Consider the following 20,184-nt stretch of genomic DNA (forward strand, 5'->3'; position numbering starts at 1 on the left):
GCCAGCGGGCCGCGTGGTGTCGGGGAGACAACGGTCAGGTGTCCTTGGTGGCCATCCGCGCCGTGGCGGCGGAGAATCCGATGAGGATGTAGCAGCAGGCCCGCCACAGGCCGGTGAGCAGGTCCTGCGAACGGATCGGATCGCTGAGCACGTCGCTGATCGAGTACCAGTCCGTGGTGAGCATCACCGGTTTCAGCCACTCCAGGTTCGGAAAGGCCTCCAGCACCCCGAAGACGATCAGTCCCCCAACCGTCACGGCCATGACCAGCAGCGGGTGTTCGGTGGCCGCGGAGACGGCCAGGGCCACCGCGCCCACGGCGGCCATCTGCACCGCGCACCACCCGGCGGCCAGGGCCACCCTCCCCAGGGCGGGACCGAGCGGCAGGGTGGTTCCGGACAGGGTCACCAGCCCGTCGCCGCCCACCACCGTCAGTCCGGTCAGCACCCCACTGAGAGTGATCACCCCGACGGCGAGCACGATCATGCTCGCCACGCCGATCGCCTTCACCGTCACCAGCCGCACCCGCCCCACCGGGGCGAGCAGCAGTCCGCGCAGCGTGCCGTGGGCGGACTCCCCCGCCAGCGCGTCGGCGGCCACCATGGCGGTTACCAGCGGAAGCAGCAGGTTCTGCGTCATCATCAGGCTGAACACGGGCAGGACCAGCCCGTTGCCCGCCATGGCGGCGAACAACGACGGACCGGAACCGGCCGAGTCGGTCAGGGTCAGCACCGTCCCGATGAGCACGGGCAGCATCGCCAGGCCGAACAGCGCCAGCAGATTGCGCGGCCTGCGCAGCACCCATCCCAGTTCGGACCGCACCACCCTCCAGAAGGGGGCTGGCCCGTTCCGGCGCACACCGGAGGGCGGTTCGACGCGCGATACCATCCCGTTCACGTTTCCCCCTCGGTGAGTCGGGCGAAGATGTCCTCCAGCCCGGCGCGTTCCCGTCTGGCCTCGTGGACCTCCACCCCGGCACGGACCAGGGCCGCGATCACCTCCGGCGCCCGGTTGTCGGACAGGTCCACACGCAGGTCCCCGTTCTCCTGGCTCACGGGCAGGTCCGCCTCCCGCAACGCGCGCAGTCCCTCCTCGGTGTCGGCGACGGTCACGAGCAGGCTGGGACCCGTGGACTCCAGTAGCGTGTCCAGCGCCCCCTGGGCGATCAGTGTGCCCTCACGCAGCACCGCGGCGTGGGTGCAGGTGTTCTCCACCTCGGACAGCAGGTGGGAGGACAGGATCACCGTGGTCCCGTCGGCGTGCAGGTCGGCGATGACCCGGCGGATCTCCCTGGTGCCCGCCGGATCCAGGCCGTTGGTGGGTTCGTCGAGCACCACGAGTTCCCGAGGGACCAGCAGTGCCGCGGCCAGCCCGAGGCGTTGTTTCATGCCCAGCGAGTAGGAGCGGTACCTGCGCTCGGCTGCCTCCGAGAGTCCGACCCGTTCCAGGGCCTGCTCCACGGCGGTGTCCGTGTCGGAGCCGAACAGCCCGGGCTCGACGGCGGCACACCGTCGCAGGTTGCGTCTGCCGGACAGGAAGGGGTGGAAACCGGGCCCCTCCACCAGGGACCCCACCAGGGGGAGGGCGCGTCCGGTGTGTTCGGGGATCCGGTGTCCGAGCAGTTCCACGGAACCGGAGGTGGGTTCGGTCAGGCCGAGCAGCATCCGGATGGTGGTGGTCTTGCCCGAGCCGTTCGGCCCGAGCATCCCCAACACCGCTCCCCGGGGCACGGTCAGGTTCACATCGGACACGGCGACCGTGCGTCCGTAGGTCTTGCGCAGCGATCTGGTGCGCAGTGCCGGTTCCGTCTCCCGCGCGGAGGCGGGGGCCTCGTGGGCCCCCGCCCGAGCCGTGTCGACGGCTTCGCCCATCACGAGTTCCTCAGTGCCTCGGTCAGTACCTGCCGGGGGACGGCCCCGGCGGCCACGCGCCCGTCGGTGGTGATCACGGCCGTTCCTGCGGCGGTGTCCACCACCCTGCCGTGGCCCCACGAGCCGCTGATCGGTTCGCCGATCGTGTCGAGGATGCCACGCGGGTTCTCGGGGGAGCCGGCGTGCTCGCGCTCCGCCGTGTCCTCCTGCCGCGTCGCCTGCCGGGGAAGCTCGCTCACCACGACCGTGTCCCAGCCGTCCCCGACGAGTCGGCTGGTGGAGTTCGCCCGCTGTCGTTGCTCCCCCTCCGGGTGGTTGCCCTCCTCGGGGTCGGCCGTGCGCACCCGTGCGTTCTCCGGCGGGGTGAACTGGAACAGTTCGGGATCCTGACGGCCGAAGTCGAGTCGGGTGAAGCCCGCGCTCAGCGCCGGTTCCCCGGAGCCGTTGGTGTTGACCTCCACCCGCAGGGGGATGCGGTGCTCGGCGCCCACAGCGACACGGACCTCGCGCAGTTTGGTGCGCTCGCCGGGATCGGGGGTGAGCACCAGCTCGTAGGCGTCCTCGCCGGCCACCCTCGTGGTCCCGTCGACGGTCACCTCGCTGCTGTCCCGCAGTTTCCCGACCAGCCCGCGGGCGAGTTCGGCAGGGTTCTCGGCCGGGGTGTCGTCCCGCCGTGTCCCCGGCTCGCCCTCGCCGGTGTGGTGTTTGACGACGGTCCTCTCCGAGGAGGTCCACTTCCACACCGTGTTGCCGTCGTCGACCACGGTGACCTCGCCCTGGGAGGTGGGAACCGACATCCGGTAGCCCCGTTCCCCGTCGGACCACACCCGCAGGGACTTCTGACCGCCGGAGAGGAACTCGCCCGCCTCCTCCGTACCGGGCAGGGCGGGCAGGCCGAGCCGGTTGTGCACCGTCACCGTGCCCGCCATCGCCGGGGCCCGCCCGGACTCCAGCACGGAGGCGACCAGCTCCTGGGGAGTGGTGGTGGGCAGGCGCGGATTCTGCGCGCCCGCGGGTAAGGCCAGTGAGGTCAGCCCGAGGGCTCCGGCCGCGATCCCGGCCGAAGCGGTCAGCGCGATGCTCCTGCGTCTCATCCGTTTCCCTTCGGTTCTGCGGTTTCCGCCCCTGCCTGGTGTCGTGGGCCACGACAGGTCCGGATGCCGGCGGGACATCCGGGCGGTGTTCGCCCCGGAGGTCCCCACACCGACATCCTCGCGGACGTCACCTCTCAGGTTGCACCCCCCGAACTGAGATCGCGCTGAGAGCGAGTGGGTGGCCGTGCGCCCAGGACACGTGAGTCGCGGTCTCCGGGAGACTGGGGACTCTCCCCGATGTGGTCGGCCCCGAGGACGGGCATGCTGGTGGCCGTGAACGAGGACGGTGCGGTGACCCGGGTGCTGGTGGTCGACGACGAGACGGGGATGCGTTCGGCGCTGTGCCGCGGTCTGTCGGCGGAGGGGATGGAGGTCACCGGCTGCGCGGAGGGCACCGAGGCGCTGCGGCTCGGCTCCACCGGCGCCTTCGACGTGATCCTGCTGGACGTGCTGCTTCCGGGACTGTCCGGCTACCGGGTCCTGGAACTGCTGCGGGAACGCGGCGTGCGCACGCCGGTGCTGATGGTCTCGGCCAAGGACGGCGAGTTCGACCAGGCCGACGGGTTCGACCTGGGAGCCGACGGCTACGTGGTGAAACCGTTCTCCTTCGTGGTGCTGGCTGCCCAGGTGCGTGCGCTGGCCCGCCGAGGCGGGACCGGCACGGAGCCGGACGTGCTCACGTTGGGGGACCTGGAGATCGACCGTTCCGGACGTCGGGTCCGGTGGGCGGGCCAGCCGGTGGCCCTGTCCCCGAGGGAGTACAAGCTGCTGGTGGCGCTGGCGGCGCGGCCCGGGACGGTGCTGACCAAGGAGGAGCTGCTGAGCGAGGTCTGGGGCGGTGCCCAGGACGTCACCCGTAACGTGGTGGAGGTCTACATCGGCTACCTCCGGCGGAAGTTCGACGCGGTCGGGGCGGGTGAGGTGGTGCGCACGGTGCGCGGGCACGGCTACACGGTGGAGCGGCCGTGAGTCCGGGGCGTCGCCGGCGGCGCCCGGTGGTCCGGACGGTACGGGGCTGGTGGGACCGACGCACCGTGCAGGCCCGCGTCACCCTCGTGGCCGCGCTGGCCGCCCTGGTCGGTGTGACCGTGCTGGTGGTCATCAGCGGGACGTTGTTGGGGTGGCTGTCCCTGGAGTCGATCGACACCAGACTGCGTACCGAGGCCCGGCGGGCCGCCTCCGCGCTGTCCACGGGCACCGCTGCTCGGGAGGTGGCCACACCCGGTGGTGTTCGTGTGCTGAACACCGCCGGGGAGCCCGTGGACGGACTGGGGCCCACCGGCCTGCGTCCCTGGGAGATCAACACGTTGAAGACCGGTGAGGGGGTCACCGGCCGGGGCGTTCCCGGCGGGGACGCCTCCCGGGTCCGCTGGCGGGGGACGGTGGTGCCCGACCCCTCGGGCAGGCCGCTGCTCGTGCTGGCGCGCAGCGAGCTGGCCGTCTATCACGACGTGCGCTCGACGGCGGACCACGTGCTGGTGTCGGGAGCGCTGTGCGGCGTGCTGTTCGTCGCGGTGGCCACCTGGGCCGCGGTGCGGGCCGCCCTGCGCCCGGTGCGCCGGATGCGGCTGGCCGCCGCGGAACTGCCTGCGGGCCGGCGGTTGCCGGTGCCGGAGGCCGACGACGAGCTGCGCGGGCTCGCCCTGGCCACCAACGAGATGCTGGACCGGCGGGACGCCGACACCGAGCGGCTGCGCCGTTTCACCGGAGACGCCGCCCACGAGCTACGCAATCCGGTCGGTGCGATCCGCACTCAGGCCGAGGTGGCGGTGCTGCACCCCGACCCGGAGCTGGCCCAACAGACACTGCGTGAGATCTCCGAGGAGGCGCTGCGGCTGTCCGAGCTGGTGGACGGGTTGCTCGCGGTGGCCCGCGCCGAGGCGGGGGCCCGGCCTGTGGGGGAACCGGTGGATTTGGTCGCGGCGGCGTGGTCGGCCGTGGAACGGGCGCGTTCCGGGCGGGAGGGGGTCCGCATCGGGTTGGTCACTCCGTTCCTCACGGCCCCGGTGCTGGCGACTCCCTCCGAGGTGTCCACCGTGCTGGACAATCTGCTGGCCAACGCGACGCGCTTCGCGCGGGCGCTGGTTCGGGTGAGCGTGTTGCCGGCGGCGGACGTGGTGCGGGTGGTGGTCGACGACGACGGACCCGGCATCCCCCCGGAGCACCGGCAGAAGGTGTTCGACCGGTTCCACCGGGTGGATCCCTCCCGGGCCGGTGAGCACGGCGGTGCCGGGTTGGGACTGGCCCTGGTCGCCGGAACGGTGCGGGGACGGGGTGGGGCGGTGCGTGCCGACTCCGCACCCGAGGGAGGGGCCCGCATCGAGGTGCGCTGGCCCTCGGCGGGCTCGGCCGAGTGAGCCGCCGCCCCGTCTCCGGGGATCCGGCCGGGGCGGGCACGATGGTGGTTCGTGACGGTTCACGGTGTTCGTGTGACGGCCGCTCCGCGTACGGCGGCCGCCGCGGTGCGGCACACCCGCAGCGTGTTGGAGGCCTTCCGGGGACGTCCCGTGACGGCGGTGGGGGAGTTGCTGGTCGTCGGGGACCGGCTGGTTCTGGAGGAGTTCCCCGCCTCCGATCCGGTGCGGGAGGTCTCGGTCCGGGCGGCCGACGAGACGGGGTTGTCCCTGACGGTGGTGGGGGCGCCGGAGGGGGCCGAGGAACTCGGGGTCGTGGTGGAGTCGGAATCCTCGGGTGCCGGGGTGACCGTGCGCTGTCGGGGACGGGAGGGCCCCTCCCCGTTCCGGCCGTGGTGGGAGACGTACCTGGAGCGGGTCGGAGCTCTGGCCGAGGCGTGGGCGGACCGTCCCCGGGTGGTGGGCGCGGCCGTCGTGGAGGAGGGGGTGCTGCTCGCCCAGCAGCGGTGCTATCCGGCCCGGCACGCCGGGCGGTGGGAACTGCCCGGTGGTCGCGTGGAACCGGGCGAGGACGAGGCGGCGGCCGTGGTGCGGGAGTGCCGCGAGGAACTGGGCGTCGACGTGCGGGTCGCGGGGAGGTTCGGCACCGACGTGCCGATCCCGGGCGAGCCGGGGATGCTGCTGCACGGTTACCTGGCCACCCTGGCGGATCCCCACGCCGTTCCGTGGCCGGTGGAGCACCGCGCGGTGCGCTGGCTCGATGCCGAGGGGTTGACCGAGGTGGACTGGTTGGCCACGGACCGGTTGCTGCTCGACGCGATGCGTGGGGTGGTGGAGGAGGACCAGCGCCGGGCCCTGTCGGAGTGATCCCCGTGGGGGCCGGAAGGTGCGCGGATTTTCCGGACATTTCGCGAAAAAGGGTCGCGATCATTTTTCGTATTTGCCGGAAAAGCGTTCCCTCGTTGCTCGGATGGTGTGTTCCGCGGCTCCATCGGCTCGTCACGGATCTTCGACGGGGATATCATCGAAGAATGTACGTGGTTCTGGTTCATTACACCGCACCTCTGGCAGAGGTGGACGCGTTGCTGGCCGATCACTCCGACTGGTTGGCGCATCATCAGGATTCCGGCGAGTTCATCGCCTCCGGTCGGCGGCACCCCCGTACCGGAGGGGTGATCATCGCGCGTTCGATGTCCCGGGGGCAGTTGGACGCGGTGCTGGCCACCGATCCCTTCGTGGTGCACAGGGTGGCCAAGCACGAGGTGATCGAGTTCCAGGCGCTGCGGACCATCCCGGAGCTGGCCGATTACGCGGATCACCTGACTCCGGCGGAGTGAGGAACGGGTCGCTCCGGTGGGTGGCTTCGGGATCCGGAGTCCCGCTCCGGAGTTATCCGAAAATATTTCGAAAATTGGCCGTTCCCGACGGTGGCGGTTCGGAGTTCTCCCGGAAGAAGTCCGGACCGTCGCCGTTTTTTCGCCTTTCATCCGGTTCGCGACGTTCCCGGCTCTCCTTTCCCGGATGAGCTTCCGAACGGGAACGTGGAATACCTCGTTCCACGCCGGTGTTGCACACCGGTGAGGAGCCCCGGCCGACGGGCCCGTGCCGGACGGGTGACGACATCCCGGACAGGACGGGCGTCACACGGAGGTCTCCGGCGTGGTGGCGAGCCACACGACACCGCGCGGGAGACGGTGCACTACCCTGGTGAGGGATATCCGGCCGTCGGAGATGGGCACGCCGGGCGTGCCACGCACGTGTTCGATTCCCACGACGGCCGCGGCCCACCGGTTCCAGCCGCACGAATCACGGGCCGCTCCTCGAACGACGCCGTTTTGCACCCGACCCGTACGAAGCCAGGAGTTCCCGCGTGTCCGCCACCAGTGTCGCCAGCCCGAACCAGCGCACCCGCACCGATCTGCGCAACATCGCGCTCGTCGCGCACGTCGATCACGGCAAGACCACCCTGGTGGATGCCATGCTCCGGCAGTCCGGAGCGTTCTCCGAGCGCACCGAACCCGTCGACCGCGTGATGGACTCCAACGACCTGGAGCGGGAAAAGGGCATCACGATCCTGTCCAAGAACACGGCGATCCACCGGATGACCGAACAGGGGCCGGTCACCATCAACGTCGTCGACACCCCGGGCCACGCCGACTTCGGCGGTGAGGTCGAACGCGGGCTGTCCATGGTCGACGGCGTGATGCTGCTGGTCGACGCCAGTGAGGGGCCACTGCCGCAGACCAGGTTCGTGCTGCGCAAGACGTTGGCCGCCGAACTGCCGGTGATCCTGGTCGTGAACAAGGTCGACCGCCCGGACTCCCGGGTGGCCGAGGTCGTCGAGGAGACCCACGAGCTGCTGCTCGAACTGGCCGCCGACGTCGGCGCCGACGAGTCGGTGCTGGACATCCCCGTCGTCTACGCCTCGGCCCGGGACGGACGCTGTTCCCTCGAAGCCCCGGAGACGGGCGAGGTCCCGCAGAGTGACCTGACCCCGCTGTTCGACACCCTGCTCGAGCACGTCCCCGCCCCGGAAGGCGACCCGCGGGCCCCACTGCGTGCCCTGGTCACCAACCTCGACGCCTCCTCCTTCCTGGGACGCATCGGCCTGTGCCGGATCCACGCCGGACAACTCCGCAAGGGACAGACCGTGGGACTGTGCCGGGAGGACGGCAGCGTGGAGAAGGTGCGGCTGACCGAGCTGATGGTCACCGAGAACCTGGACAGGGTCAACGCCGAGTCGGCCTCGGCGGGGGACCTGGTGGCCGTCGCCGGGATCCCCGACATCAACATCGGGGACACCATCGCCGATCCGGAGAACCCGGAACCGCTGCCCCGTATCACCGTGGACGCCCCGGCGATCTCGCTGACCATCGGGACCAACACCTCCCCCACGGCGGGACGCAACGGCGGGAGCAAGGTCACCGCGCGCCTGGTCAAGAACCGGCTGGACGCCGAACTCGTCGGCAACGTCAGCCTCCGGGTGGTCGACACCGAACGCCCGGACACCTGGGAGGTCCAGGGACGTGGGGAACTGGCCCTGGCCGTGCTGGTGGAGACCATGCGCCGGGAGGGCTTCGAACTCACCGTGGGCAAGCCGGAGGTGGTCACCAAGACCGTCGACGGCAAGCTGTGCGAACCGTTCGAACGGCTCTGGCTGGACATCCCCGAGGAGCACCTGGGGGCCGTCACCCAGTTGCTGGCCTCCCGCAAGGGACGGATGGAGACCATGGACGGGCACGGCACCGGGCGGATCAAACTGGAGTACGTGATCCCGGCCCGGGGGCTGATCGGTTTCCGCACCGAGTTCCTCACCGAGACCAGGGGCGCCGGTATCGCCAACCACGTCTTCGAGGACTACTCCCCCTGGGCGGGGGAGATCCGCAGCCGCAACAGCGGTTCGCTGGTGGCCGACCGCGCCGGACAGGTGACCACCTACGCGCTGATGCAGCTGTCCGACAGGGGAACCTTCTTCGTCGAACCCGGTGACGAGGTCTACGAGGGCATGGTCGTGGGGGAGAACCCGCGCGCCGAGGACCTCGACCTCAACATCACCAAGGAGAAGAAGCTGACCAACATGCGTTCGGCCGGGGCCGAGGAGCTTGAACGGCTCGCCCGCCCCCGCAAACTCGGCCTGGAGGAGGCCCTGGAGTTCTGCTCGGCCGACGAGTGCGTGGAGGTCGGGCCGAAGGCCCTGCGGGTACGCAAGGTGACCCTGGACGGTGCCCAGCGCGGCAGGCAGCGTTCCCGCGCCAAGTCGCGGGACGCGCAGAGCTGACCGCCGGGGCGGTGAGGCTGCTCCGGGAGGGCGAGCCGGGTGTGGGATGGTCGTGGGGATTCACTGCCGTTTCCGGCCCCGCGGTCGCTTCGCCCGGGGTATGCGGCCGGATCCGCAACGGAGGTTCGACCAGCGTGTACCGAAGCCGGTTTCGTCCGTTCCCCGCCGCGACACTGGTGCTGGTGTTTCTGAGCGTGCTGGGCGGGTGCACGAACGCGCCACCGCCGCCGCTGGTCAGCTCGACCACTCCGCAGCCGACCTCCGAACCCCCCACCGAGCCGCCCCAGCCCCGGGTGGTCGTGGCGGGGGTCGAGAAACTCGAAGGCGGCTTCAACCCGCACGCGCTGGCGGACCAGTCGCAGCTCACCGACGCGTTGTCCGAACTCATGCTGCCTTCGGTGTTCGTGCCCGGCCCCGACGGGGAACAGGTGCTCAACACCACGCTGATGACCTCGGCCGAGGTGGTGCCGGACACCGACAGGTTCACGGTGCGCTACCGCATCCGCACCGACGCGGGATGGTCGGACGGGGCGCCGATAGCCGCCGAGGACTTCGTGTACCTCTGGGAACAGATGCGCAGCCAGGACGGGGTGGTCAACCCGGTCGGCTACCGCATGATCTCCGACGTGCGCTCCCAGCAGGGCGGCAAGACCGTGCTGGTCACCTTCGACCGTCCCTACCCGGGGTGGAAGTCGTTGTTCGACCACCTGCTGCCCGCCCACCTGGTCAAGGACGCCCCCGGCGGGTGGGAGGACACCCTCGACGACGGCTATCCCGCCTCGGGAGGTCCGTTCGCGATACGTCAGTTCGACCTGGACCGGGGCCAGATCGTGCTGATGCGCAACGAGCGTTACTGGGCGGAGCCGGCCAAGTCGGACCGTATCGTGGTGCGTGCCGCCGACCGACAGGCGAACCTGAACGCGCTGAGCAGCGGCAACGTGCAGCTGGGGATGTTCGATCCGGACGCGGAGACCATGCGCGCCCTGCGGGGACTGGGCGAGGACGTCCGGTTGATCACGCTGCCCCGGCCGCTCGTCAGTACCCTGTTTTTGCGGCGCAGCAGTCCGCAGCTCAACGACGTCCGGGTCCGCCGTGCCGTGCTCGCCGCACTGGACCGCAACGCCCTGGTGAGCACGGGAACCGGTGGGGGCCCGGACGAGGAGCGGCGTGCCCACGCGCAGGTGCTGGCCCCCTCCCAGCCCGGATACTCAGCCACCGAACCCGCCGGCGAGTTCTCCGACTCACCGGACCCGCAGCGGGTCCGGACGCTGCTCCGCGAGGCGGGCTACGAGCACACCGACGGAAGTTGGGTGCGGGACGGGACCCCGCTGAATCTCGTGATCGCCGCCCAGTTCGAGGAGGAGTCCTACGAGGCCGTGGCCAACACCGTGGCCGACCAGCTCGCCGCCCAGGACATCGGGGCCACGGTGATCACCCCCGAGGGAGACGAGCTCTACCGCACGATGCTGCCCACGGATCCGCGGCGCATGGACCCTCCCGAGTCCGCTGGGATCGACCTGGCCGTGGCGCCGCGTCCGGTGAGCGCCGATCCCGCCTCCACCCTGGCCGCCCAGTGGGGATGCCCCTCGGTCGACCCGGACACGGGGAGTACGGCCACGTTCAACCCCACCGGCTTCTGCGACCGGATGCTGCAACCCACCATCGAGGCGGCCACGACGGGACGGATCCCCTTCGCCCGGGCGTCCGGGCGCGTCGAGCCCGTGGTGTGGTCCAGTGCGCTGGCGTTGCCGCTCTACCAGGAGACCCGGGTGTTGGCCGTCCGCCGCGAACTGCGTGGGGTCGAGGACGGTCCCGGTTTCGCCACCCCGTTCAGCACGGTGGGAGAGTGGATCGGGACCCCAGGGGAGAGCTACGACTGGTGATCCCGCGGACACCCGCCGTGTCACGGCGGCCGGAAAACGATGGCCTCCGGTGTGGGAAGTGGTGCATTGTTGTGCGGACACCACACCGGTCCGGAAGGGAGCCCCGCCCATGTCGTCCACAGTGACCGAATCGGATGAGCCCGGGCTCGGCACCGGCGGGTACACGTGGCCGCGTGGGCTGCGCTGCGTCCGTTGCGGAGCCCGCACCGAACCGCGTTACGACACGGAGGGCTGCCTCGACTGCCGCGCTCGGGGGATTCCCTCGGCGCTGCTGGCCGAGTACGACCTGTCCGGCCTGGACGGTGCCTCACTACGACGTCGATGGAGAGCGCGTGGGGAAGGGATGTGGTCCTACCGCGAGCTGCTGCCGATCCCTCCCGAACACGTGGTCACCATGCGGGAGGGGGCGACTCCCCTGGTCGAGCTGCCCGGTGAGGGGGCACACCGGTCCGAGCGGGTGTTGGTCAAGGACGAGCGCCGCAACCCCACCGGCAGTTTCAAGGACCGTTTCTACAGCACGGCGGTCTCCTGGGCCGCCTGGTACGGCTACGAGACGGTGGCGCTGGCCTCCAGCGGCAACGCCGGGGTCTCGGCGGCCGCCTACGGAGCGCTGGCCGGGCTGGAGTGTGTGGTGGTCGCCACCCCGGACATCGGGGAGGTCTGGCGCGGGCTCGTCGAACTGCACGGCGGGAGGATGCTGTTCGCCTCCGACGCGGCCGAGCGGTGGGAGATCCTGCGCGGCCGGGCCGAGGAGCAGGGGTGGGCGGTGCTGACGAACACCTCGGCGGTTCCGGTGAGCAGCCTGTGGGTCGGGATCGAGGGCTACAAGACCATGGCCTACGAGATCGTCGAGGACCTCGGCACCGCCCCCGAGGCGGTGACCGTGCCGGTCTCCCGCGGCGACGGCTTCGCCGGACTGTGGGCGGGGTTCCGCCAACTGCACGATCTCGGCGTGATCGACCGGCTGCCCCGCATGATCGCCGCGGAACGCTACCCCTCGTTGTCGGTGGCGCTGCGGGACGGGCTGGAGCTTCCGCCGGAGCAGGAGGTCGACCCGGACAGTCTGGCCGTCTCCATCGGCAACCCGCAGGCGACGGTGATGTCCTTGCGCGTGTTGCGCGAGTCGGGGGGCACCGCCGTGGTCTGCTCGGAGGAGGAGCTCCGGTCGGCCACCGCGCAGCTGGGCAGGTCCGGGTTCGCGGCCGAACTCAGCTCGGCCGCCTCCCTGGTGGCCGCCCGGCGGCTGCGTCGGAACGGCACGGGGGACGTGGTGGCCCTGTTGACCTCGCGTGCCTCGCACCAACCCGCCGCGTTCCGCTGAGCCTCCGCGCTGTCTCGACCCCCGAGGGGTTCGTGCCGTTCCCGCCGGGTGGGAGGAGGACGCACGGACTCCGACGGGACCGTCCTAGGCTGGGAGCGTGACGTTGACGACCGCACCGCGTCTACTGCTGGTACACGCGCATCCGGACGACGAGACCCTCTGGACCGGCGGCACCATAGCCCGTTACGCGGCGGCCGGAGTGCAGGTGACCCTGGTCACCTGCACGCTCGGCGAGGAAGGGGAGGTCATCCCCCCGGAACTGCGCGGGCTCGACTCCGCCGGGGCCGACCAGCTCGGCGGCTACCGGGTCGGGGAACTGAACGCGGCCTGCGCCGCCCTGGGGATTTCCGACCAGCGTTTCCTCGGGGGCATGGGGCGTTGGCGTGACTCGGGGATGGCCTGGCAGCGATACGGCAGGACCGCCGGGGCCACCGCCGACACCCACCCCAGGGCCCTGGTGGCGGACGAGCTCGGCCGGCAGGCCGCCCTGCTGGAGAGGATCCTGCGTGAGGTGCGTCCCCAGGTGGTGGTCACCTACGCCTCGGACGGGGGATACGGGCATCCGGACCACGTTCGGGCCCACGAGATCACCCTCGCGGCCGTCGAACGGGTCCCCGACGTGGAGAGGGTGTTCTACGCCGCTCCCGCCGCCTCCGCGGTGCGGGAGGGGCTGCGGAAACTGGCCGCCGTCGAGGGAGTGCCGTTCACCCTGGCCGGTGAGGACGATCTGCCCACCGTGGACGACGCGACCGTGGACACGGTGATCGACATCACTCCCGTGCTGGAGGCCAAGCTCGACGCCCTGCGTGCGCACCGCACCCAGGTGAGCCTCTGGACCGACGAGGGTTCCGGCGCCGCGGCCTACGCGCTGTCCAACGGCATCGGTCAACCGGTGCTGGGCGGCGAGTACTACGTGCTCGGCAGCGGATCGGGGGCACCCCGGACCGACCTGTTCGAGGGGCTCGACGTCGCGGGCGGGCCCCCGTTGGAGCGGCGATGAGCGGGCTACGGACGTGGGCCGACCGGGTGACGCTGGCGGTGCTGGTGCTGGACGCGGTGCTGTTGGCGGTGCTCGAACTGTTCTTCCTGCCCTCCTACCTCGGCAGTGTGCAGTTTCCCGTGACCGTGGCGGTGGCCGTGGTCACCAATCCGATGCTGGTCTCGCTCGCGGCGCGGTTCTCCACCGGCGGACTGGCGGCCGCCGCCCCGCTGGTGGCGTGGTTCGCAACCGTCTTCGTGCTGGGCACGCTCGGCCCCGGTGGGGACATGCTGTTGCCCGCCGAGGACTGGCGGAGCTATCTGCTCATCGGCGGCGGAACCCTCCCGGCGGCGGCGATGCTGGGGATCGTGCGCGGCAGACACTCGTATCCGGGCTGAGCACGGGCTCTTCGGGAGAGGGTGTGGCGAACGGCACGTCCTCGGTGGCGGGGTCGCTCCGGATCGGACCCGCGGTCACCGGCGGAGCCGGCCGGAACGGGCACGGAGCTGGCCCCGTTGCTCCCGGCATCGCCGATCACCTGGGAGAACGTTCCCGTCCGTGCCGTGGTCGCCCCTCGATCGGCGGCCGGTCGACCCGCAGGGCGGGATGTCAACCCGGTGGGCGATCCCGCCGGGGCCCGGCCGGGAGGTGCCGTTTACCTCCGCACCCACGGCCGCGTACCCTCGATCACGCTCCCGTGCTGTGGAACCGACTGTGTGCGCGGGGCGCCTCCGAGGGATACTGGGCGGCAGCCGCGCGGATCCGGCGCGGGAGGAGAAAACGTACCGAGCAGGAGAGCTACCGTGACCTACGTGATCGCCGAGCCCTGCGTCGACGTGCTCGACAAGGGATGCATCGAGGAGTGCCCCGTCGACTGCATCTACGAGGGCGGGCGGATGCTCTACATTCATCCGGACGAGTGCGTCGACTGCGGGGCCTGTGAACCGGTTTGCCCGGTCGAAGCCATCTACTACGAGGACGACGTGCCCGAGGAGTGGGCCGCCTACACGCAGGCCAATGTGGACTTCTTCGAGGATCTCGGTTCGCCGGGTGGGGCCGCCAAGGTCGGCAAGGTGAACAAGGACGTCGAGCCCATCGCCAGCCTTCCCCCACAGGGCGAATGAGTCCCGAGGGTTCGTCGGAGGGTACGGCGAACACCGGTGGCAGGGCGTACGGATCCCGCCACCGGGGGATGCCGCGGTTTCCGTGGGACTCGCTGGCGACGGCCGGGGAGACGGCCCGTGCGCACCCGGACGGAATCGTCGACCTGTCGGTGGGCACGCCCGTCGACCCGGTCCCGGACGTGGTGCGCGCGGCGCTCCGCGCCGCCGACGACTCCCCCGGCTACCCGGCCACGCACGGCCCCCCACAGCTCCGTGCCGCCGCCGCGGCGGCCCTGGCACGGCGTCACGGGGTGCACGGTGTCGACCCGGAGGACGTGCTGCCCACGATCGGTTCCAAGGAGTTCGTGGCCTGGCTGCCGAGCCTGTTGGGCACCCGCCCGGGTGACACGGTGGTGATCCCGGAACTGGCCTATCCCACCTACGAGGCGGGAGCCCGACTGGCCGGGGCCGAGATCGTCCGGACGGACGCCACGCACTCCCTGGGTCCCGCTGGCCCGGCCGTGCTGTGGCTGAACTCCCCCTCCAACCCGACGGGCAGGGTCCTTCCGGCCGAACACCTGCGCAAGGTCGTGGACTGGGCCAGGGAACGCGGAACCGTGGTGGTCTCCGACGAGTGCTACCTGGCCCTGGGCTGGGAGGCCGAACCGGTCTCGGTGCTCGACCCGGAGGTGTGCGGCGGCTCCTTCGAGGGGCTGCTCGCGGTGCACTCGCTGTCCAAGACCTCGAACTTCGCGGGCTACCGGGGTGGGTTCGTCACCGGCGACCCCGCGCTCGTGGGGGAACTGCTGGAACTGCGCAAGCACGCGGGCATGATCGTCCCGCGCCCGGTGCAGGACGCCATGACCGCCGCCCTCTCCGACGACGAGCACCTGCGTGAGCAGCGTGCGCGCTACGCGGCCAGGCGCGAACGGCTGCGTCCCGCGCTGGAGGAGGCGGGCTTCCGGGTGGACCACTCGGTCGCCGGTCTCTACCTGTGGGCGAGCCGCGAGGAGGACGCCTGGCAGACGGTGCGGTGGTTGGCCGAACGCGGGGTCCTGGTGGCCCCCGGCACGTTCTACGGCCCCGAGGGGCAGCGGCACGTGCGGATCGCGCTGACCGCCTCCGACGAACGGATCGAGGCGGCCGTACGGCGCCTGCGGGGCTGAAAACGGCCCTCGGCCCGTCGAGAGAGGTGCCGCCCGCCCGGATAGTCGGCGTTGCGGCGGCCACCGGAACCACACAGCGCGGAATCCGAGGTGTCGGGACTCCGGAACGGCGAGCCGGTCACTGCCGACGGGCGTGCTCGGACCACGCGGCGGCCGTGTCCACCAGCTCACGCCAGTGCTCCGCCCATCCCGTCCGCAGCCGCTCCCGTCGGAGACGACACCGCCGCACCACTTCCTCGGCGAGCAGCACGGACTCGGGGCCGAGCCGTCGGGACCGCCCCGGCGCGGTTCCCTCCCCGACCAGCCGCCGCATCCACTGTTCGGTGACCACCGCGTCCTGGTGCTGCCCGAGCACGTCCTGCAACCGCTCGGCGGCGGTCATCACCCGTCGAGGGGGCTCCTCCTCCAGCACCGGCACGGCCAGTTCGGCGCAGTAGCGCAGCCGTTTGACTGCGATGCGCAGTCCGTGCAACCGGGAGTCCTCCGGTGCGGCCGGCATGTCCCGGCCCTTCTCGTGCACCGCGCGCAGCTGCTCGCCCAGTTTCCGCCGCAGGACCCGCGCCCCGGGTTCCGCGGCACCGGTCGCCGGGACCCCGTCCCGCACGGCCGTGGCGAGCGAGACGAGCAGTGCCCGGTAGCGCTCAGTACGCAGGGCCTCCAGCAGCTCGGAACGGGCGTGCTCGCGGTGTTCGCCCAGCGCGGCGCGAAGCTGTTCCAGTGCCGGGATCCGGGCCTGCTCCAGTTCTGTGCGCAGGCGGTCCAGCTCGGCCAGCTGCACGTCCAGGTCCCGCACCGGCCCGAGTTCCCGGCCGAGCCATCCGAGCTCGGCGCGCAACCCGGAACACCACGTGCGGTCGAGCGAGTCCCGGCCGGTGCGGAGCACCGCGCGCATCCGCCGCACGGCCACCCGTCCCCGGTGCAGGTCCTCGGGATCCCGCCCCCGGAGGATCCCCGCCTCGCGAGCGGCCAGCAGGCGGGTCCACCGGTCCAGCGCGGCCCGAACGTGCTCGGCGAACGGCCGGTCCCCGCTCGCCCGTACCGGGTCGGTGGGCAGTCCGGCTCCGGTGAGGACGGTCGCGGCGTCCTTCCACTCCGACGGACCGTCGTTTCGAGCGCCGGGCGAGGACACACGGTGAGAATAGCTCGCCCGGCCGGACTTCCGCCGCCCTCGACGGGACGTTCTCGGTGTCACCCCGGAAGCCACGGAGGGGCACCGTGCGGGGCGCGCTGGCGCGACGCCCCTGGTGGAGGATCAGTCGTTGGCGTGCAGCGCCGCGTTCAGCTCGACCTTGCCGCCGGTGCGCCCGACGGCCTCCACCGCTCCTGTGGTGGAGTTGCGGCGGAACAGCAGTCCCTCGGATCCGGAGAGCTCGGCCGCCTTGGTCAGGGTGCCGTCCTCCAGGGTGACCTTGGTGCCCGCCGTGAGGTAGAGCCCGGCCTCCACGACGCAGTCGTCTCCGAGCGAGATGCCGCACCCCGCGTTGGCACCGATCAGGCAGCGTTCCCCGACGGAGATCACCTCACGACCCCCGCCGGACAGCGTGCCCATGATCGAGGCTCCGCCGCCGACGTCCGAACCGTCGCCGACGACCACACCCGCCGAGACACGCCCCTCCACCATGGAGGCCCCCAGCGTGCCCGCGTTGAAGTTGACGAAGCCCTCGTGCATGACCGTGGTGCCGCTGGCCAGGTGCGCGCCGAGCCGGACCCGGTCGGCGTCGCCGATGCGTACCCCGGACGGGATCACGTAGTCGACCATGCGGGGGAACTTGTCGATGCTGTAGACCGTGACCTCCCCGCGCGCCCGCAGGCGCAGCCTGGTGGACTCGAACCCCTCCACCGGGCACGGGCCGTGGTTGGTCCACACGGCGTTGGACAGCAGACCGAACACCCCGTCCAGGCTCTGGCCGTGGGGTCGCACCATGCGGTGGGACAGCAGGTGCAGCCGCAGGTACACGTCGTGGGTGTCGGCGGGGGTGTCGGCGAGCCGGGCGATACCGGTGCGCACCGCGACGACCTCGACGCCGCGGGCCTCGTCGCGCCCGAGCAGTTCCGCCCCGGTCGTCCCCAGTGCCTCGACGGCCTCCTCGGAGGTCAGCCGCCTGCTGCCGACCTGTTCCGGTTCCCCGAGACGGACCGTGGGAAACCAGGTGTCGAGCACGGTCCCGTCGTCGGTGACGGTCGCGATTCCCACACCGTGGGCACCGGTGTGCTGCGGATCGGGAGTGGTTGGGGTGCTCATGGTGCAAACGGTAGTCGGAACCCGTCCATCCTCTCCCAGGGGGTGGCGGCCCGACGGAGGATGTCGGCGGATCCCGGCACGGAGTATCGTCCCCGCCGTGACGCCGCGATTGGATCTCACCGCCGACCCAGTGGAACTCACGGCCGCCCTGGTCGACATCCCCAGCGTCTCCGGCTCCGAGGAGCGCCTCGCCGACGCCGTGGAGCGGGCGCTGCGGGAGCGGGCCGGTGGGCTGGAGATCGCCCGCAGCGGCAACGCGGTACTGGCGCGCACCAACCTGGGCAGGCCCTCGCGTGTCGTACTGGCGGGCCACCTCGACACGGTTCCGGTCAACGACAACCTCCCGCTGAGCCGCACCGGCAGCGGGGAGGACGAGGTACTGCACGGTTGCGGGACCGTGGACATGAAAGGCGGCGACGCGGTGATGCTGCACCTGGCGGCCACCCTGGAGGAGCCCCGCCACGATCTGACGTTCGTGTTCTACGACTGCGAGGAGGTCTCGGCCGACCGCAACGGGCTCAACCGCATCGAACGCGACCTGCCCGACTGGATGGACGGCGGGCTGGCCGTGGTGTGCGAGCCCTCCGACGCCTCCGTGCAGGCGGGCTGTCAGGGCACCCTGCGGGTGGAGGTGCGCACCGAGGGGCGGCGGGCCCACTCCGCGCGCGCCTGGATGGGCTCGAACGCGATCCACGCCGCCGAACCGATCCTGCGCCGCCTGTCCGAGTACGAGCCGCGCAGTCCCGAAGTGGACGGGCTGCGTTTCCACGAGGGGCTACAGGCCGTGGGGATCAGTGGCGGGGTGGCGGGAAACGTCGTGCCCGACGAGTGCGTGGTGACGGTCAACCACCGTTTCGCCCCGGACACCTCGCTGGAGGAGGCACAGCGGCGGGTACGCGAGATCTTCCACGACTTCGAGGTGACCGTGGTGGACGCGGCCAGGTCCGCACATCCGGGACTGAGCCAGCCGGCCACGGCCGAACTCGTCGAGGCCTCCGGGACGGAGCCGGTGGCGAAACTGGGATGGACCGACGTGGCCCGGTTCGCCGCCAGGGGGATGCCCGCGGTCAACTTCGGGCCCGGTTCGCCGACGCTGGCCCACACCAGGGAGGAGCACGTGGCGGCGAGCCAGATCCGCCACTGCGCCGGGGTGCTGCGCCGCGCCCTGGGATCCGGCTGAGGCGAGCCCCGGAGTTTCTTCCACGATCACCCCGGCAGGCCGTTCCGACGGAGCTCGGACGAAACCGGCCCCGTCAGGTCGGGCTCATCCGCAGCTTCTCCTCGTCCTCCTCGACGGTGCGTTGTTCGGGTGTTCGCTGGGTGAGGGCCTCACGCAGCCGTTCGGCGATCTCGGCGTGGGTCTGCTCGCCCGTGGGGGACTCGGAACGTTCCCGCGGGGACGGTTCGGTCCCGTCGCCCCGCGTGGCGGACTCGGACGACGTGTGTTCCCCGCCGCCCGTGTGCTGGACGAAACGCAGCAGCTCCACGGGGAAGGGCAGCACCAGCGTGGAGTTCCGCTCCGCGGCCACCTCCACGACCGTCTCCAGCAGCCGCAGCTGCAACGCCGCCGGGGCGTCGGACATCACCGAGGCGGCCTCGGAGAGCTTGCGGGAGGCCTGGTACTCGCCGTCGGCGGAGATGATCCGCGAACGGCGCTCCCGCTCGGCCTCGGCCTGTCGCGCTATCGAGCGCTTCATCGCCTCGGGCAGCGAGACGTCCTTGATCTCCACCCGGTCGATGTGCACTCCCCAGTTGAGGGCGGGGTTGTCGATCATCACCTCCAGGCCCTGATTGAGCTTCTCCCGGTCGGACAGCAGGTCGTCGAGGTCGCTCTTGCCGATGATGGAACGCAGCGAGGCCTGGGCCACCTGGCCCATGGCGAACAGGTAGTCCTCCACGTTGATGACCGCCCGGGTGGGGTCGGTGACGTTGAAGTAGACGACGGCGTCCACGCGGACGGTGACGTTGTCCCTGGTGATGCCCTCCTGGGCGGGCACCGGCATGGTGACGATCTGCATGTTCACCTTCCGCAGCCGGTCGACGCCGGGCACGATCGCCGTCAGGCCCGGTGTTCTGATCCGGTGCTGAAGGCGCCCGAAACGCAGTACGACGCCGCGTTCGTACTGTCTGATGACTCGAACGCTCGCGGCCGTGCCCACCGCCACGAACAGCAGGACCGCGACGAGTATGTCGATGATCATGTCGGCCTCCGGACACAGGGTTCCGGCTGGACGACCGCGCGGAGACCGCACGACGGTCCCCGGTACGTGCGGTCGTGCCAGGAATGCTACTCCGAAAGCACGCCTCGTGGTGCTCCCCGCGCGAGAGGCCACCCGCGAACCACCCCGGCGACCGCTTCCCGTGACGGGGACGTCGCCCCGGGCTCACGCCGGGT

The 20,184-nt window shown here is 71.3% G+C and carries 18 protein-coding genes; 12 read left to right on the forward strand and 6 right to left on the reverse strand.

Annotation, left to right across the window (positions count from 1 at the left end):
- Nucleotides 1-34 precede the first annotated feature (34 nt).
- From ACTMO_RS0103105 to ACTMO_RS0103115, 3 genes are read right to left on the reverse strand one after another with little or no spacing between them, the layout of a single operon-like run.
- The gene (locus ACTMO_RS0103105; protein WP_026448819.1) at nucleotides 35-886 is read right to left on the reverse strand and encodes an ABC transporter permease; all 852 of its coding nucleotides are present in this window, start codon (nucleotides 884-886) and stop codon (nucleotides 35-37) included.
- 5 nt (nucleotides 887-891) lie between these two features.
- Entirely contained in the window at nucleotides 892-1,869 is a 978-nt protein-coding gene (locus ACTMO_RS0103110; RefSeq protein WP_019853199.1) for an ABC transporter ATP-binding protein, read from the reverse strand.
- Complete coding sequence (locus tag ACTMO_RS0103115) at nucleotides 1,869-2,963, reverse strand: LolA family protein (RefSeq protein WP_019853200.1); 1,095 nt, start codon at nucleotides 2,961-2,963, stop codon at nucleotides 1,869-1,871. Before ACTMO_RS0103115 ends, ACTMO_RS0103110 begins: the two co-directional genes overlap by 1 nt.
- 261 nt (nucleotides 2,964-3,224) lie before the next feature.
- Here ACTMO_RS0103115 and ACTMO_RS0103120 point away from each other — a divergent pair, with 261 nt between their 5' ends.
- The 11 genes from ACTMO_RS0103120 to dapC all read left to right on the forward strand — a co-directional run bounded on the left by ACTMO_RS0103120 (nucleotide 3,225) and on the right by dapC (nucleotide 15,547).
- Nucleotides 3,225-3,932: a response regulator transcription factor gene (locus ACTMO_RS0103120; protein ID WP_019853201.1), complete on the forward strand. Its 708-nt coding sequence runs from the start codon at nucleotides 3,225-3,227 to the stop codon at nucleotides 3,930-3,932.
- On the forward strand, nucleotides 3,929-5,320 hold the full coding sequence (locus tag ACTMO_RS0103125; RefSeq protein ID WP_051099011.1) for a sensor histidine kinase: 1,392 nt from the start codon (nucleotides 3,929-3,931) through the stop codon (nucleotides 5,318-5,320). Before ACTMO_RS0103120 ends, ACTMO_RS0103125 begins: the two co-directional genes overlap by 4 nt.
- 72 nt (nucleotides 5,321-5,392) lie before the next feature.
- A complete protein-coding gene (locus tag ACTMO_RS23615) occupies nucleotides 5,393-6,184 on the forward strand; it encodes a (deoxy)nucleoside triphosphate pyrophosphohydrolase (protein ID WP_019853203.1) in 792 nt (263 codons plus the stop codon).
- A 164-nt stretch (nucleotides 6,185-6,348) separates the two neighbouring features.
- Nucleotides 6,349-6,654 carry a YciI family protein gene (locus ACTMO_RS0103135; RefSeq protein ID WP_019853204.1) on the forward strand — a complete coding sequence of 102 codons (306 nt, stop codon included), beginning with the start codon at nucleotides 6,349-6,351 and terminating at the stop codon, nucleotides 6,652-6,654.
- Between the two features lie 533 nt (nucleotides 6,655-7,187).
- Nucleotides 7,188-9,095 (forward strand): translational GTPase TypA, encoded by a 1,908-nt coding sequence (gene typA, locus ACTMO_RS0103145; protein WP_019853206.1) that lies wholly within the window; start codon nucleotides 7,188-7,190, stop codon nucleotides 9,093-9,095.
- A gap of 182 nt (nucleotides 9,096-9,277) precedes the next feature.
- A complete protein-coding gene (locus ACTMO_RS0103150) occupies nucleotides 9,278-10,978 on the forward strand; it encodes an ABC transporter family substrate-binding protein (protein ID WP_033401670.1) in 1,701 nt (566 codons plus the stop codon).
- Between the two features lie 109 nt (nucleotides 10,979-11,087).
- Complete coding sequence (locus tag ACTMO_RS0103155) at nucleotides 11,088-12,299, forward strand: threonine synthase (protein WP_019853208.1); 1,212 nt, start codon at nucleotides 11,088-11,090, stop codon at nucleotides 12,297-12,299.
- 97 nt (nucleotides 12,300-12,396) lie between these two features.
- Nucleotides 12,397-13,299 carry an N-acetyl-1-D-myo-inositol-2-amino-2-deoxy-alpha-D-glucopyranoside deacetylase gene (gene mshB / locus ACTMO_RS0103160; protein WP_026448821.1) on the forward strand — a complete coding sequence of 301 codons (903 nt, stop codon included), beginning with the start codon at nucleotides 12,397-12,399 and terminating at the stop codon, nucleotides 13,297-13,299.
- Nucleotides 13,296-13,676 (forward strand): hypothetical protein, encoded by a 381-nt coding sequence (locus ACTMO_RS0103165; RefSeq protein WP_019853210.1) that lies wholly within the window; start codon nucleotides 13,296-13,298, stop codon nucleotides 13,674-13,676. The genes mshB and ACTMO_RS0103165 overlap by 4 nt, the downstream gene beginning before the upstream one ends.
- A 405-nt stretch (nucleotides 13,677-14,081) precedes the next feature.
- Complete coding sequence (gene fdxA, locus ACTMO_RS0103170; RefSeq protein ID WP_019853211.1) at nucleotides 14,082-14,402, forward strand: ferredoxin; 321 nt, start codon at nucleotides 14,082-14,084, stop codon at nucleotides 14,400-14,402.
- A gap of 68 nt (nucleotides 14,403-14,470) precedes the next feature.
- The gene (gene dapC, locus ACTMO_RS0103175; RefSeq protein WP_026448822.1) at nucleotides 14,471-15,547 is read left to right on the forward strand and encodes a succinyldiaminopimelate transaminase; all 1,077 of its coding nucleotides are present in this window, start codon (nucleotides 14,471-14,473) and stop codon (nucleotides 15,545-15,547) included.
- 118 nt (nucleotides 15,548-15,665) lie between these two features.
- Here dapC and ACTMO_RS0103180 read toward each other — a convergent pair whose 3' ends face one another.
- Together ACTMO_RS0103180 and dapD are read right to left on the reverse strand one after the other, a co-directional pair.
- On the reverse strand, nucleotides 15,666-16,676 hold the full coding sequence (locus tag ACTMO_RS0103180; protein ID WP_019853213.1) for a CHAD domain-containing protein: 1,011 nt from the start codon (nucleotides 16,674-16,676) through the stop codon (nucleotides 15,666-15,668).
- 123 nt (nucleotides 16,677-16,799) lie between these two features.
- Nucleotides 16,800-17,789, reverse strand: a complete 990-nt coding sequence (gene dapD / locus ACTMO_RS0103185) for a 2,3,4,5-tetrahydropyridine-2,6-dicarboxylate N-succinyltransferase (RefSeq protein WP_019853214.1) — start codon at nucleotides 17,787-17,789, stop codon at nucleotides 16,800-16,802.
- Nucleotides 17,790-17,886: 97 nt separating this feature from the next.
- Between dapD and dapE the strand changes: the two genes are divergently transcribed.
- Nucleotides 17,887-18,969 carry a succinyl-diaminopimelate desuccinylase gene (dapE, locus tag ACTMO_RS0103190; protein WP_026448823.1) on the forward strand — a complete coding sequence of 361 codons (1,083 nt, stop codon included), beginning with the start codon at nucleotides 17,887-17,889 and terminating at the stop codon, nucleotides 18,967-18,969.
- A gap of 73 nt (nucleotides 18,970-19,042) precedes the next feature.
- Here the strand turns inward: dapE and ACTMO_RS20155 are convergent, their stop codons facing one another.
- Nucleotides 19,043-19,990, reverse strand: coding sequence for a slipin family protein (locus ACTMO_RS20155; protein ID WP_019853216.1), 948 nt, complete (start codon nucleotides 19,988-19,990; stop codon nucleotides 19,043-19,045).
- Between the last annotated feature and the right edge of the window lie 194 nt (nucleotides 19,991-20,184).

This window comes from Actinopolyspora mortivallis DSM 44261, assembly GCF_000384035.1.
Lineage (GTDB): Bacteria > Actinomycetota > Actinomycetes > Mycobacteriales > Pseudonocardiaceae > Actinopolyspora > Actinopolyspora mortivallis.

Excerpts from the sequence above, each read along its gene's own strand:
- ACTMO_RS0103105 (WP_026448819.1), bottom strand. The coding sequence starts at position 886 with ATGGTATCGCGCGTCGAACCGCCCTCCGGTGTGCGCCGGAACGGGCCA.
- ACTMO_RS0103110 (WP_019853199.1), bottom strand. The coding sequence starts at position 1,869 with ATGGGCGAAGCCGTCGACACGGCTCGGGCGGGGGCCCACGAGGCCCCC.
- ACTMO_RS0103115 (WP_019853200.1), bottom strand. The coding sequence starts at position 2,963 with ATGAGACGCAGGAGCATCGCGCTGACCGCTTCGGCCGGGATCGCGGCC.
- ACTMO_RS0103120 (WP_019853201.1), top strand. The coding sequence starts at position 3,225 with ATGCTGGTGGCCGTGAACGAGGACGGTGCGGTGACCCGGGTGCTGGTG.
- ACTMO_RS0103135 (WP_019853204.1), top strand. The coding sequence starts at position 6,349 with ATGTACGTGGTTCTGGTTCATTACACCGCACCTCTGGCAGAGGTGGAC.
- ACTMO_RS0103155 (WP_019853208.1), top strand. The coding sequence starts at position 11,088 with ATGTCGTCCACAGTGACCGAATCGGATGAGCCCGGGCTCGGCACCGGC.
- ACTMO_RS0103165 (WP_019853210.1), top strand. The coding sequence starts at position 13,296 with ATGAGCGGGCTACGGACGTGGGCCGACCGGGTGACGCTGGCGGTGCTG.
- dapC (WP_026448822.1), top strand. The coding sequence starts at position 14,471 with ATGCCGCGGTTTCCGTGGGACTCGCTGGCGACGGCCGGGGAGACGGCC.
- dapD (WP_019853214.1), bottom strand. The coding sequence starts at position 17,789 with ATGAGCACCCCAACCACTCCCGATCCGCAGCACACCGGTGCCCACGGT.
- ACTMO_RS20155 (WP_019853216.1), bottom strand. The coding sequence starts at position 19,990 with ATGATCATCGACATACTCGTCGCGGTCCTGCTGTTCGTGGCGGTGGGC.